Consider the following 13,528-nt stretch of genomic DNA (forward strand, 5'->3'; position numbering starts at 1 on the left):
CCCCCATGAGCGCCACGACCTCCGCCGCCTCCACGCCCACCGTCACCGGCGTCCCCGCCCCGCAGGAGGACGTCGACGCCATCGTCGCGTTCGTCGCCGGTGTGCAGCACGCCCAGCAGAACACGCTGACCGACGCCTTCCTCGGCGTCTTCCGTGAGGACGCCATCTGGACCACGGCCCACGGCAAGCGGCTGACCGGTCTGCCGGAGATCAGTGCCTTCACCCGCAAGGTGCTGCCCCCGCAGGCGGATTCGCCGGTGACCGCCACGTACACCGTCGACCTCATCCTCTTCATCCGCCCCGACGTGGCCGCCGTGAAGATTCGCCAGCGGCCGGTGAGCCGCGCCGAAGGTGCGTACCTGGACGAGATCTTCCACGGCCAGGAGGACCCCGCCGAGCTCATGGCCGCCCACCCCGAGGCGGTCCCGGGCACGCCGACCTACGTGCTCGCCAAGGACGACGGGGTCTGGCGCATCGCGGCCGCTCAGAACACCCAGGTCTTCGACGTGGAGACGCTGTCGGCGGGCTGATCCCCGGATATCCGGGGGCGGTTGTCGCCCTCGGTTGTTAACCTCCCTCAGCTCTTGATCTCCGATCGTCAAGGGCCTGACAGGGGAGGGGAACGCGCATGACAGGGCGTGCAGGACGTACAGGACAGAGACAGGCGAGACGCGCGAGACGGGCGGCCGCCGCAGCGGTCATCGCCGCCGGGACGGTGCTGGCGACGCCGGGCGCCGTACTGGCGGCGGCCGGTGACGGACTGCCGAAGCAGCCGCTGACCGCCGATCTGGAGACGGGCGGCGCGGCGTGCGTCGCCGGCGACCAGCGGCCGTACGTGGGGACCGTTCCGCAGGTGACCGCGCGGCTGTACGGGCCCGGGGGCGGGCAGCCGGGTGAAGCGAACCGGGTCCGGGGCGAGTTCGAGGCGTGGTGGCAGGGCGAGGACGGCGCCGAGGAGCGCGTGTCCATGACCACCTCCACGATGAACGACACCGCCCCCTTCCGATGGCAGTTGCCGGACACCGTCCCCGACGAGACCGTCGTCTCCTGGCGGGTGCGGGCCGTCAACGACGCGGGGGCCTCCGCCTGGAGCAGCGAAGGGGCGGGCGCGCCCTGCGAGTTCGTGTACGACCGCACGCTGCCCGACGCCCCGGTCGTCACCTCCTCCGACTATCCGGACGACAACACCTGGACGCCCGGCGCCGGGGTCCGCGGCACGTTCCGGTTCACCGCGCGGGCCGAGGACGTCGTCGCCTTCGCCTACGAGTTCACGGGTGAGCCGCCGCGCACGGCCGACGTCCGGCCCGACGGTTCGGCCGAGATCAGCTTCGTGCCGAAGAAGTCCGGCGTCCAGGTCCTCTCCGTCCAGGCGCAGGACCGGGCGGGCAACCGCGGCCCGCGCACCAGCTACACCTTCCGGGTCGGGGAGGGGCCCGCCCCGGTGGCCCGGTGGAAGCTCGCCGACGCGGCGGGCTCCCGTTCGGCCGCCGCCGAGAACGGCTCCGCGGCCCGGGCCGGTGCGGGGGTCGCGTTCGGCGCGCCCGCGCCCTCCGGCACCCCGCTCACCGCCACCGCCTCGCTCGACGGAACGGGCCACGGCTTCCTGACCCCGGGCGCCCCGGTCGTCGCCGACACCGCGAAGGACTTCGCCGTGGGCGGCTGGGTCCGGCCGGCGCGCGTGGACGGCACCCGTACGGTCCTCTCGCAGGACGCGGGTACGGGGCGTGCCTTCACCCTGGGGCTGACGCAGGCCGGTTCCGCACCCGCCTGGTCGTTCGCCGTCGGCGGGGCGCGGGTCACGGGAGGACTGCCCGGGACCGGCGACTGGGCGTACGTACTCGGCCAGTACGACGCGGGGACCGGCACGGCCCGGCTGTACGTGAACGGCCGCGCGGTCGGCGAGGAGACGGCCGCCGTCCCCGTGGCGGGCGAGGGCGACTTCCAGATCGGCCGGGCGCGCGGGGCGCAGGGCTACCGCGACCGCTGGCAGGGCGAGATCGGTGACGTACGGGCGTACGACCGGATCGTCGTGCCGGACGAGCTCACCGCCCTCGCCACGCGTGCCGCGCAGCGGGTCGGCCACTGGGCGCTCGACACCGCTCCGGACGGCCTCGCCCCGGAGTCGGACGGCGGAGCGCCGCTGAAGCTGGGCGCCGGGGCCTCGGTCTTCCGCCTCGACGAGGACCCCTGCGACCCCTTGGACCCGGATTGCGTCCAGGACTGGCCGCTGGAGGGTGACGGGCACCTGCGCCTCGACGGGGTCTCGGGCCACGCGGCCACGGACGCCCCGGTGGTCGACACCTCGGACAGCTTCACCGTCAGCGCCCGCGTCCGGCTCACCGACGACGCCCCGGCGGCGCCGATGACGGCGATCTCCCAGGGCGGCGAGCACGGCGACGCCTTCAAGGTGCGCTTCGACCCGGAGAACTCCAGCTGGGACCTGGTGCTGGCGCACGCCGACGAGCCGGGCGCGCCGGAGACCGTGCTCCGCCGGGTCGAGTGGCCGGACGGGGACTCCGGGGCGGGTCACCGGGTCACCCTCACGTACGACGCCTCGGCGAACCAGGTGTCCTTCTACGTCGACGGGTGGAAGGAGGCTGAGGGGGGTACGGCCGCCTTCGACGCCGCCTGGAAGAGCACCGGCGGGCTCCAGCTCGGCCGCGGCCGCACCGCCGACGGCTGGGGCGAGCACCTGAAGGGCGTGGTGGACAGCGTGTACGCCTACGCGGGTGTGCTGTCCGAGACGCAGATCCAGCAGCTGCCGTAACGAGATCCGGCAGCTGCCGCAACCGGACGTGTCCCGGCTCGCGCTTTCCCCGCGGATCGTGTGGGCTGGGACACAAACGGGAGTGTGTGCGGTCCGGCTGGGCAACAGCCTCGTACGAGCAGTTCGGAGCGACACGCCGTACCGGGTGATGAGCGGGACATCTCACCATCTGGTAATGGACGGGTCGATTCCGGACTGCTCGTTAAACTGAGCCGACCGCAGTAATGACTGAGCGAGGAGCGCACGTGGGCCTTGTCGTGCAGAAGTACGGAGGCTCCTCCGTAGCCGATGCCGAGGGCATCAAGCGGGTCGCCAAGCGAGTCGTCGACGCCAAGAGGAACGGCAACCAGGTGGTTGTCGTGGTGTCCGCGATGGGCGACACGACGGACGAGTTGATAGATCTCGCCGAGCAGGTGTCTCCGATGCCTACCGGTCGGGAGTTCGACATGCTGCTGACCGCGGGTGAGCGGATCTCCATGGCCCTGCTGGCGATGGCGATCAAAAACCTGGGCCACGAGGCCCAGTCGTTCACGGGCAGCCAGGCCGGTGTCATCACCGACTCGGTCCACAACAAAGCGCGCATCATCGACGTCACGCCGGGCCGCATCCGGACCTCGATCGACGAGGGCAACATCGCCATCGTCGCCGGGTTCCAGGGGGTGAGCCAGGAGGGCAAGAACATCACCACCCTCGGCCGCGGCGGGTCGGACACGACCGCCGTCGCGCTGGCCGCCGCGCTGGACGCCGAGGTCTGTGAGATCTACACCGACGTCGACGGCGTCTTCACCGCGGACCCCCGGGTCGTGAAGAAGGCGAAGAAGATCGACTGGATCTCCTTCGAGGACATGCTGGAGCTGGCCGCGTCCGGCTCCAAGGTGCTGCTGCACCGCTGCGTCGAGTACGCACGCCGTTACAACATCCCGATCCACGTCCGCTCGTCCTTCTCCGGACTGCGCGGCACCTGGGTCAGCAACGAACCGCAAGGGGACCAGAAGGTGGAGCACGCGATCATCTCCGGAGTCGCCCACGACGTCTCGGAGGCCAAGGTCACCGTCGTCGGTGTCCCGGACAAGCCGGGCGAGGCGGCCGCGATCTTCCGTGCCATCGCGGACGCCGAGGTCAACATCGACATGGTGGTGCAGAACGTCTCCGCCGCGTCGACCGGCCTGACGGACATCTCCTTCACCCTGCCCAAGGCCGAGGGCCGCAAGGCCATCGACGCCCTGGAGCGGACCAAGGCCTCGATCGGCTTCGACTCGCTGCGCTACGACGACCAGATCGCCAAGATCTCTCTGGTCGGCGCGGGCATGAAGACCAACCCGGGGGTCACCGCCGGCTTCTTCGAGGCGCTGTCCGACGCGGGCGTCAACATCGAGCTGATCTCGACATCCGAGATCCGCATCTCGGTGGTCACCCGCGCCGACGACGTCAACGAGGCCGTGCGCGCCGTGCACACCGCCTTCGGGCTCGACAGCGACTCCGACGAGGCCGTCGTCTACGGAGGCACCGGCCGATGACGGAACACCGCCCTTCGCTCGCGGTCGTCGGAGCGACCGGGGCGATCGGCGGTGTCATGCTCCGGATCCTCTCGCAGCACGCGGACGTCTGGGGCGAGGTCAGACTCGTCGCCTCGCCGCGCTCGGCCGGCCGGAAGCTGGTCGTGCGCGGTGAGGAGAGCGAGGTGCTGGCCCTCACCGAGGACGTCTTCGACGGCGTGGACGTCGCCCTCTTCCTCGTGCCGGACGAGGTGTCCGCCCACTGGGCCCCGATCGCCGCCGCCAAGGGCGTCGTCGTCATCGACGACTCGGCGGCCTTCCGGCTCGACGACGACGTTCCGCTCGTCGTCCCCGAGATCAACTCCCATGCCGCCCGGCTCCGGCCGCGCGGCATCATCGCATCCCCGAACTGCACGACGCTGTCGCTGATCGTCGCGGTCGGCGCCCTGCACGCCGAGTTCGGGCTGCGCGAGCTCATCGTCTCCTCCTACCAGGCCGTCAGCGGTGCGGGCCGGGACGGCGTCGCCGCCCTGCGCGAACAGCTCGCCCTCGTCGCCGGTACGGAACTGGGCACCCAGCCCGGAGACGTACGCCGGGCCCTGGGCGACGGGGCCGCCACGGCCGACAGCCCGTTCGCCGCGCCCGTCGCCCTGAACGTCGTGCCGTGGGCCGGTACGGACGCCGGGGACGGCTGGTCCTCCGAGGAGATCGCCCTCCGCGAGGAGTGCCGCAAGGTGCTGGGCATGCCGGCCCTGAAGACCACCGCGACCTGTGTGTACGTCCCCGTCGTCACCACCCATTCGATGTCCGTCCACGCCCGCTTCGAGAACGAGGTCGCGGTCGGCAAGGCGCACGAGATCCTGGCGACCGCCCCCGGCGTGGTCCTGTTCGACAGCCCGGCCTCCGGGGACTTCCCCACCCCGTCCGACGTCGTCGGCACCGATCCCACCTGGGTGGGCCGCGTCCGGCGGTCCATGGACGACCCGCATGCCCTGGAAATGTTCCTTTGCGGGGACAATCTCCGAAAAGGTGCCGCTTTGAACGTGGCGCAGATCGCCGAATCCGTCGCCGCCGAATTCCCTCGGCGATGATCGAACCAGTTTTGTAGGATCTGTGAACGCCCTATGAGGAATTCGCTGGTCTGAACCTCTTGAGCTGGGACGTTGTCGTGGCGGACGATGATCTCCCGGCCCTCTGCAACCGCACCTCGGCCGGGTTGCGTCTATGCCGTCACTTTGTGCGTGGCCGGACGCCGTAACGGGGCATTTGGGGAAGAGTAGATACGTATGAGGGCATGTCGCACAGCGTCGAACGTGGCGCGGTCCGCGTACAACCCTGACGGGGGGCAGCGTGTCCAACAGGCGTGGCAGAGGTTCTCGACATCACAGTGGTGGGCCCGTTGCGAGGCGCTTCGGTGCGCCCGCTCCGGCGGCCCCGCGCGCCCGGCGGCATGCCGGTGATCGCGCCCATGCCCGCTGCGCGCCCGGCTTCGCTGCCCGCACAGCGCGGGGGTGCTGACGAGACGGTGGCAGCAGGAACCACGGTCGACCATCTCACCGAGACCTATCGCGCCCACTACCGCTCCCTGCTCGGCCTCGCGGCCCTGCTGCTGGACGACACCGCGTCCTGCGAGGACGTGGTGCAGGAGGCGTTCATCCGGGTGCACTCCGCGCGCAACCGGGTCCGTGAGCCCGAGAAGACCCTGGCCTACCTCCGGCAGACCGTCGTCAACCTCTCGCGCTCCGCGCTGCGCCGCCGCATCCTCGGGCTGAAGCTGCTCTCCAAGCCGATGCCGGACATGGCGAGCGCGGAGGAGGGCGCCTACGACCAGCTGGAGCGGGACGCGCTGATCAAGGCCATGAAGGGGCTCCAGCGACGCCAGCGCGAGGTGCTGGTGCTGCGCTACTTCGCGGACATGACGGAGGCCCAGGTCGCCGAGACACTGGGGGTCTCGCTGGGCTCGGTGAAGGCGTACGGTTCTCGGGGCATCGCGGCGCTGCGCGTGGTGATGGAGGCCCAGACATGAGCGGGCCGGATCACCGCCCGGGGCAGGGCCCCGAGCAGCACCCCGATGTCCCTGAGCACAGGCACGAGAACGACCCGACGGGAAACGGAATTGTGAACCACGGGCCGGAGAAGACTCCGCACACCGATCCGGACCGACCGCAGGGCGAGAACGCGGGCCCGGGAGAGAGCGGACCCCAGGAACCGGCGCCGCCCGCGAGCGCGGACAGCGAGTCCACCGAGGACCCCGACGAGCGGGACCCGGCGGCCGAGGCCCCGGTGAACCCGGGAGCCGAGGCCCCGGTGGACGGCGACGCGGACGCGGGTACGGGCAGCGGCGTGGACGCGGTCACGGACACCGGCGCGGATGCGCGTACGGACATCGGCGCGGATGCGCGTACGGAGACCGCCCCCACCGCCCCCGGTGCTGGCAAAGCCCCCGGTGACGGCCCCGGCGGCGACGGCCCCGGCGCGTCGTCCGACGACGACTTCCTCGCCACGCTGACCGACCTCTTCGCCGACGACCGACGCGCCCCCGCCGCCGACCGGCCCCGCGAGCTGGACGAAGTGGCCCTGCGCCGCATGCTGCACGGTGCGGTCCGCGACATCTCCCCCTCCGAGGGAACCCTCGACCATCTCCACCGCGCCGTCCCCGCCCGCCGGGCCCGGCGGCGGCAGGCCGTCGTCGGGGCGGCCGCGGCGGCCCTGCTGATCGGCACCGCCGTCCCCGCCTTCGTCCACGTCGCGACCTCGGACGGTTCCTCCACCGCCCGGCCCGCCATCGCCGGACACGGCGAGCAGGCCCAGGGCGGCAACGGGGAGGAGCCCGGCCCCGAGGAGCCGGGCCGGCGGACCGTGCAGCCCACCGAGCGCGAGAGCGAGGGCGGCAAGGGCGAGGCCGCCCCGGACCCCAGCCCCTCCCGGGGCGAGGGGAGCGACCGCGACGGGGCGGTGGCGGGCGAGAAGTCCGACTCCCCGAGGGTGGACTACGCCTCCCTGCCCGTCTGCGACCCCGGCCAGCTCGGCGTCGCGTCCGCGGGCACCGACGCGCCGGGGGCCGACGGCACGGTCTACGGCAGCTTCAGGATCGCCAACGTGTCCGGCACGGACTGCACGGTCAGCAGCAACGGCACCGTGGGCTTCACCGCCCTCGGTGCCGCCGACTCGCAGAAGATCGTCGTGGTCCAGCACGCCGCGGGCGACGCGGCCCCCGGTCTGCCCGACCCGTCCCAGGAGCCGGGCACGGTGCTGTTGAAGCCGGCCATGGCGTACGAGGTGCGGTTCGCCTGGGTGCCGACCGACACGTGTCCGACCGTGGGCCCCTCACCGACCCCGACCCCGTCGGCGGACGGTGCGGGAGGCTCGGTCGGCGAGGGCTCCGAGAACCAGTCCGGCATGGACCCGCAGTCGCTGTACGAGGACGGCGGGACCACCGCCGAGGGCAGTGTCGCCGTGACGCACACCCCGGAGTCGGGAGCGCCCACCGCGCAGACGGAGATTCCCAACGCCTGCTCGGGCACGATCTACCGGACGGGCGTGCTCGCCACGTCGTAGTCCGGCGAGGACGGGTCCTCGGAGGCGCCCTTCGCGGCGCCCTCCGGGCCTTCCTGGGTGTTCTCCGGGCCTTCCGGGGCGTCCTGCGAACCCGGTCCGGGTTCCTCCGGTACGAGACCGAGCGCGATGTCCCGCTCGGCCTCGGCCTCACGCCGCACCAGCCGGAACCACATGAAGAGCACGAACGCGGCGAAGACGAACCACTCGCCCGTGTAGCCGAGGTTCTGGAAGGCCTTCAGGTCGAGGCCGCTGCCCTCCGGGGCAGCCGCCGGCACGGGCTTCATCGCGCCGCCCGCCTCGGCCTCGGGAAGCGTCACCCAGGCGTCGTACACGTCGTAGGGGACGAGGTTCACGAGGGTCGCCGCGCTGATCATGCCGACCTGGCCCGAGGGGAGCCCGCCCCGGGCGTTCACGCCGTCGCTGCGGGTGTTCTCGGAGGCCTGGAGGTCGCCGACCACCGTGACCTCGCCCTTCGGCGCGGCGGGGACCCGGGCGTCGGTCGCGGACCCGGGCAGCCAGCCCCGTACGACCGGCAGGGCCTTGCCGGTGTCCGTGCGCAGCAGGTCCAGGACGTAGAAGCCCTGCCGGTCGTCCAGCGTGCGGCCAGGCACCAGGAACTGGTCGGCGTACGTGCCGGTGGCGGTGGCCGGGCGGCCGGACGTCACCTTGTCGACGGGCAGCAGCTCGTCCAGGGGTTTCGCGGCCCGGGTGCTCGGATCGGGGGCCTTCTCCGCCTGTTCGTGCGACTGCACACGGTCCTCGAAGCGGCCGAGCTGCCAGGTGCCCATGAACACGCAGAACGGGATGGCCAGCACGACGAAGAGGTTGATCCCCCACCACCGTGGGGTCAGCAGGAACCGGTACACCCCTCAAAGGTACGGTTCCCCGCCCCGGGTACCCGGGGCGGGGTCCGTAATTTATCCGGCCCTTACGCCCCTTGGACGGGACCGCCGCCCAGGTGCTTCAGGGCGAACTCCAGCTCCAGCCGCACCTGCTTGATCCGCTCCTCCACCACGAGCGAGCCGTGCCCGGCGTCGTAGCGGTAGACCTCGTGGACCGCGCCGCGCGCCGCCAGCCGGTCCACGTAGTTCTCCACCTGACGGATGGGGCAGCGCGGATCGTTGACGCCCGCCGAGATGTACACGGGGGCGCGCACCGCGTCGACGTACGTCAGCGGGGACGAGGCCTCGAAGCGCTCGGGAACCTCCTCCGGCGTACCGCCCAGCAGCGTGCGGTCCATCGCCTTCAGGGCCTCCATCTCGTCGTGGTACGCCGTGACGTAGTCCGCGACGGGGACGGCGGCCAGGCCCAGCGCCCAGGCGTCGGGCTGGGTGCCGAGGCCGAGCAGGGTCAGATAGCCGCCCCAGGACCCGCCCGCGAGGACCAGGCGCTCCGGGTCCGCGAGCCCGGACTTCACGGACCACTCCCGTACGGCCGCGATGTCCTCCAGCTCGATCAGGCCGACCCGGTGCTTCAGCGCGTCCGTCCAGGCGCGGCCGTATCCGGTGGAGCCGCGGTAGTTGACCCGTACGACGGCGAAGCCGTGGTCGACCCAGGCGGCGGGGCCGGAGGCGAAGGCGTCGCTGTCGTGCCAGGTGGGCCCGCCGTGGATCTCGAAGACGGTGGGGAAGGGGCCCTCGCCGGTGGCGGGCTTCTGGACGAGGGCGTGGATCCGGCCGCCCGGCCCCTCCACCCACGCGTCCTCGACGGCCACCGACGGCGGGGCCTTCGCGCCCGGCGGGTCCAGGACCACGGCACCGCTCGTCGACCGCACCACGGGCGGCTGCGCGGCCGAGGACCACAGGTACTCCACCGTCCCGTCCGGCCGGGCCGTGGCGCCCGAGACCGTCCCGGCGGGGGTCTCCACGCGCACGGGCGCGTCCGCCCCCGGCTCGTACCGCCACAGCTCGCTGCGGGCCTCGAATTCGTGCTCGACGAGCAGCGCGGAGCCGTCCGGATACCACTCGGCGCCCACATCGCCCGGCAGGTCGATCGGCAGCGGGGTCTCCGTGCCCGCGACCGGGTCCCAGATCATCGGCTCCCAGCGGCCCCGCCGCTGGTGTCCGACGAGGAGCCGGGTGTCCCCGGCGACGGGCGCGAAGCCCAGCACGCTGAGCCCCAGCTCCTTCGTGCCGCCCTCGGTGTCGTCCAGCTCGGCCACGGTCGAACCGTCCGGGCGCACCACGCGCAGGGCGGAGTGCATCGCGTCGCCGTGCTCGGTGTGCTCCAGGGCGATCAGCGTCCCGTCGCGGGAGAGGTCCCCGACGCCCGCGGACTCCCGGTGCCGGTAGATCTCCACGGGCTCGGCGCCCGGCGCCCGCACCAGGTGGACCGTCGTGCCGTCCTCGTCGGTCGAGCGGCCGATCACCGCCGAACCGTCCCGTCCGATGGCCAGGCCCGCCGGGTAGGAGGGCGCGAGGCCCGGCGCGGCCGGCTCGTCCTCGCCGCCGCCGAACGGCTGGCGCATCCACACCCCGAACTCGTCGCCGTCGGTGTCGCTGAACCACCAGACGGCCTCGCCGTCCGGCGTCAGCACCCCGTCGGTGGTCCCGTTGGGCCGGTCGGTCACCTGGCGCTGCCGCCCGCTCGCCCGGTCCCACGCGTAGAGCTCGTAGGTCCCGGTGGCGTTGGAAACGAACAGCGAGCGGTCGGGGGCGTCCTCGGCCCAGTCGGGCAGCGAGACACGGGGCGCACGGAACCGCTTCTCCCAGTCGGGCGCGGCTGCTGCATCAGTCGTCATGTCCCCATCCAACCCGATCGCCCGGCCTGCCCCGAACGGGATACGGAACGGGTGCGGGACGGGATACGGAACGGATACGGAACGGATGCGGGAACGGAAAGGGATACGGAAAGGGATGCGGAACGGGATCGGAACGGCCGTCGCCGGGGCCCGGTTCCTCTCATTTCGCTGACGGCGTGATGGATCAGAGCAAGGGCGGATGAACCGGGCATCCGTTGTCTCCCGGGGCCTCCGAACCCCGCCGGCCAGTGCTAATGTTCGGCGACTTTTCGGGTTTTCCGTTCGAGGGGGTCTCGGTGACCGGGAAGCCGAGGGAGGGGATTCCCGTGGCGGGAAGCCATATACGACTTTTCACCTCCCTCCGCACCCACCCGGCTGTGCCGGCCACGCCCTTCATCGGGGCCTTCTTCTTCTACGTCTTCCTGACCAGCACCCGGCGCATCGAGCAGCTCATCGACCTGCCCTGGGCCGCACAGGCCGCGTCCTACGCGGCGCACGCCCTCGTGCCGATGGCGGCGGCCGCCGCGGCCGGGCTCACCGCTGTGGAGGCCACCCGGCTCAAGGCGCTGGGCGCCTGGCAGCTGGGCTCGGTCCGGCCCACCTGGCGCATCGCGCTGCAACCCGTCCTCACCACGGTGGCCTGCCTCTCGACGCTGACCGCCGGAGTCATGGCCGGCGGCCTGTGGGTGGTCGGTGTCCTTCCCGACCTGTACACGCTCCAGCTCCTGGCCATCGTGGTGGTCCTGATCACCGCCCACGCGGTCATCGGGTTCGTCGTCGGCCGGCACCTCCATGCGCTGTACTCCGCGCCGCTGGTGGCGGTGGTGGTGTTCGTCGGCATCACCTTCCCGCTCGGCACGGACAAGTACTGGGCGCACCACGTCACCGGGGCGATCGACTGGGTGGGGTTCGGTGAGGCGTACTCGCCCGCCATGACCGTGGCGGCGATCCTGCCCACGGTCGGTCTGGCGCTCGCCTGCGTCGCACTGGCGCCCCTGCGCCGCGACCCGGTCCGCCACATCGCGCTCTCCCTCGTCCTGGCCGTCGGCGGCCTGCTCGGCGCCTACGGCATCACCGCCGACTGGCGCTCGATGCCGCCGACCGCCAAGGGGCTGGCCCCGGTCGTCTGCGAAGGGGCCGCGCCCGAGGTCTGCCTGCCGGAGGCCGGAGCCGATCACATCGGTGAGGTCCAGGACGAACTCCGGCGGATGACCGACCGGCTGGAGGCCCGGGGCATCGTCGCGCGGAAGCCCGAGCGGATCACCGACCTCTCCGTGGCGGATGTCCGGCGGATCGACACCGACGGAGCGGGCTGGACCCTCGCCCTGGCACCGGGCACCAAGGACCAGGTCCTCCGGGAGAACATCGCCATCTCCGTGGTCGGCACGCCCTGCGCGGAACCGGACTGGAACGTCCTGCACTTCAACACCCTCTGGGCGGCCCGGACGCTCGGGGTGGAGAGCCACTACATGACGTGGCTCTCACGGGAGACCCAGAAGTTCAGCCAGGGCCAGACCAGGGAACAGCTGCTGTCCGAGACGGCCTCGGTGGCCGAGCTGCCCCTGCCGGAACAGAAGAAGTGGTACGACCGGAAGCTCACATCCGCCTGCCCGGCCGGTGGCCGGTCATGACCTGGTGGCTCCGCCAGCGGGGTGCTTTCGGACTGCTGCCCGGTGCGCTGCTCGCCTTCGTCGTGGGCATCGGTTCGACGAGCGGGGTGTCCGTCGTCTTCCCCTCGTTCCTGGGGAACTTCGCGATGATGACGGAGCTCAGCACCTTCGTCGCCGTCGTCCCCGGCATCGCGCTGATCGCCTGCCTGGAGCGGCGGATGCCCCCGGTGGAACGCTCCGCCGTCCGGCGCGTCGACGCACGGGACATCGTTCTGGTGTCCGGCTTCGCGCTCCTGGTGTCCGTGGTGGCCGCGGGGATGTCCTTCGTGGGGTCGGACGCCCTGCTGGTGGCCGCGCGCAACAACCTTCTCTTCTGCGGACTGGCCCTGGCCGCCTGGCCCCTGCTGGGGCACCGCGCTCCACTGGTCCCCGTCTTCTGGCTGATCCAGTCGATGTTCCTCGGCGGCCGGAGCCGTGACGATCCCTACCCCTGGGTGATCGTCACCGAGGCGGCCGACGTCACCCACGCCGCCGTGGGGGCTCTCGCCGTCTTCCTGGCCGGGATTCTCGTCTTCATCTGCCTCGCACCAAGGACCGACCGATGAGCCTGCAACTGGACCGCGTCACGTTTCGCCACCGCCGCTGGGAACGCCCGGTGCTCTCCGGCTTCAGCTACGACGTCCCCGACGAGGGCCTGACGATCCTGCTCGGCCCCAACGGGGCGGGCAAGTCGACCACGATGTCCCTCCTGGCCGGCACGGTGGCACCCGGGGCGGGCAAGGTCCGGCTCAAGGGCTCCGGCCTCACCTCCGCCGCACGTGAGTACCGCCGCAACGTGGCGTGGCTGCCGCAGAAGGTGCCGACGTCACGGCAGCTGACCGCCCGTGAGTACGTGGCGTACGTGGCCTGGCTGAAGGGCGAGGACCGTACCGGGGCGTGGGAACGCGCGGGCACGGCCCTCGGACAGGTGGGCCTCGCCGAGGAGAGCGGCCGGAAGACGGCCAGACTCTCCGGCGGCCAGCTCCGCCGGGTCGGCATCGCCTGCGCCCTCGCCCACGACGCGCGGGTGATCCTCCTCGACGAGCCCACCGCCGGCCTCGACCCGCACCAGCGGACCGTGTTCCGTGACGTCCTGCGGAAGGTCACCGAACGGATCCCGGTGCTGATGTCCACCCACGACATCGCCGACCTGGCGGACGAGGCGAACACCGTCTCCCTCATGAACGGCGGCCGCATACTCCACCACGGAGCGACCGCGACCTTCCTGGAGCACGCACGGACCGACGCCGCCCCCGGCCGGCAGGCCGAGTCCGCCTACTCCGTCCTCATGGGGCTCGAGGGCGCCGAGTAGCCCGCG

General features: G+C 72.1%; 11 protein-coding genes. 9 read left to right on the forward strand and 2 right to left on the reverse strand.

Annotated features, from left to right (window positions below; all coding sequences use genetic code 11):
• The first annotated feature begins 5 nt into the window (after positions 1-5).
• The 6 genes from IE140_RS12980 (at position 6) to IE140_RS13005 (ending at position 7,821) form a co-directional block, all read left to right on the forward strand.
• The gene (locus IE140_RS12980; RefSeq protein WP_150197785.1) at positions 6-530 is read left to right on the forward strand and encodes an SgcJ/EcaC family oxidoreductase; all 525 of its coding nucleotides are present in this window, start codon (positions 6-8) and stop codon (positions 528-530) included.
• A 98-nt stretch (positions 531-628) separates the two neighbouring features.
• Positions 629-2,767, forward strand: coding sequence for a LamG domain-containing protein (locus tag IE140_RS12985; protein ID WP_229826765.1), 2,139 nt, complete (start codon positions 629-631; stop codon positions 2,765-2,767).
• Between the two features lie 245 nt (positions 2,768-3,012).
• Positions 3,013-4,284 (forward strand): aspartate kinase, encoded by a 1,272-nt coding sequence (locus tag IE140_RS12990; protein WP_006126378.1) that lies wholly within the window; start codon positions 3,013-3,015, stop codon positions 4,282-4,284.
• Complete coding sequence (locus tag IE140_RS12995; RefSeq protein ID WP_032776826.1) at positions 4,281-5,354, forward strand: aspartate-semialdehyde dehydrogenase; 1,074 nt, start codon at positions 4,281-4,283, stop codon at positions 5,352-5,354. Before IE140_RS12990 ends, IE140_RS12995 begins: the two co-directional genes overlap by 4 nt.
• Before the next feature lie 359 nt (positions 5,355-5,713).
• Positions 5,714-6,289 (forward strand): SigE family RNA polymerase sigma factor, encoded by a 576-nt coding sequence (locus tag IE140_RS13000; protein ID WP_032766995.1) that lies wholly within the window; start codon positions 5,714-5,716, stop codon positions 6,287-6,289.
• Positions 6,286-7,821: a hypothetical protein gene (locus IE140_RS13005; protein WP_308438373.1), complete on the forward strand. Its 1,536-nt coding sequence runs from the start codon at positions 6,286-6,288 to the stop codon at positions 7,819-7,821. Before IE140_RS13000 ends, IE140_RS13005 begins: the two co-directional genes overlap by 4 nt.
• On the opposite strand, the gene IE140_RS13010 is transcribed toward IE140_RS13005, so the two are convergent.
• Both IE140_RS13010 and IE140_RS13015 read right to left on the reverse strand, forming a co-directional pair.
• A complete protein-coding gene (locus IE140_RS13010; protein ID WP_150196726.1) occupies positions 7,791-8,687 on the reverse strand; it encodes an SURF1 family protein in 897 nt (298 codons plus the stop codon). The genes IE140_RS13005 and IE140_RS13010 overlap by 31 nt on opposite strands.
• A 62-nt stretch (positions 8,688-8,749) precedes the next feature.
• Positions 8,750-10,561, reverse strand: coding sequence for a S9 family peptidase (locus IE140_RS13015; RefSeq protein ID WP_150196727.1), 1,812 nt, complete (start codon positions 10,559-10,561; stop codon positions 8,750-8,752).
• Positions 10,562-10,902: 341 nt separating this feature from the next.
• Between IE140_RS13015 and IE140_RS13020 the strand changes: the two genes are divergently transcribed.
• The 3 genes from IE140_RS13020 to IE140_RS13030 are packed head-to-tail and all read left to right on the forward strand — an operon-like array spanning position 10,903 to position 13,522.
• On the forward strand, positions 10,903-12,192 hold the full coding sequence (locus IE140_RS13020) for a DUF7224 domain-containing protein (RefSeq protein ID WP_150196743.1): 1,290 nt from the start codon (positions 10,903-10,905) through the stop codon (positions 12,190-12,192).
• Complete coding sequence (locus IE140_RS13025; RefSeq protein WP_150196728.1) at positions 12,189-12,776, forward strand: hypothetical protein; 588 nt, start codon at positions 12,189-12,191, stop codon at positions 12,774-12,776. The genes IE140_RS13020 and IE140_RS13025 overlap by 4 nt, the downstream gene beginning before the upstream one ends.
• Positions 12,773-13,522 carry an ATP-binding cassette domain-containing protein gene (locus IE140_RS13030; RefSeq protein ID WP_093435686.1) on the forward strand — a complete coding sequence of 250 codons (750 nt, stop codon included), beginning with the start codon at positions 12,773-12,775 and terminating at the stop codon, positions 13,520-13,522. The genes IE140_RS13025 and IE140_RS13030 overlap by 4 nt, the downstream gene beginning before the upstream one ends.
• Positions 13,523-13,528: the final 6 nt, after the last annotated feature.

It is taken from the genome of Streptomyces parvus, from assembly GCF_014648875.1.
Classification (GTDB): Bacteria; Actinomycetota; Actinomycetes; order Streptomycetales; family Streptomycetaceae; genus Streptomyces; species Streptomyces parvus.

What these genes read in the sequence shown, in the direction of transcription:
- IE140_RS12985 (WP_229826765.1), top strand. Translation starts at nt 629, where the DNA reads ATGACAGGGCGTGCAGGACGTACAGGACAGAGACAGGCGAGACGCGCG.
- IE140_RS13030 (WP_093435686.1), top strand. Translation starts at nt 12,773, where the DNA reads ATGAGCCTGCAACTGGACCGCGTCACGTTTCGCCACCGCCGCTGGGAA.
- IE140_RS13025 (WP_150196728.1), top strand. Translation starts at nt 12,189, where the DNA reads ATGACCTGGTGGCTCCGCCAGCGGGGTGCTTTCGGACTGCTGCCCGGT.
- IE140_RS12995 (WP_032776826.1), top strand. Translation starts at nt 4,281, where the DNA reads ATGACGGAACACCGCCCTTCGCTCGCGGTCGTCGGAGCGACCGGGGCG.
- IE140_RS13005 (WP_308438373.1), top strand. Translation starts at nt 6,286, where the DNA reads ATGAGCGGGCCGGATCACCGCCCGGGGCAGGGCCCCGAGCAGCACCCC.
- IE140_RS13000 (WP_032766995.1), top strand. Translation starts at nt 5,714, where the DNA reads ATGCCGGTGATCGCGCCCATGCCCGCTGCGCGCCCGGCTTCGCTGCCC.
- IE140_RS13015 (WP_150196727.1), bottom strand. Translation starts at nt 10,561, where the DNA reads ATGACGACTGATGCAGCAGCCGCGCCCGACTGGGAGAAGCGGTTCCGT.
- IE140_RS12980 (WP_150197785.1), top strand. Translation starts at nt 6, where the DNA reads ATGAGCGCCACGACCTCCGCCGCCTCCACGCCCACCGTCACCGGCGTC.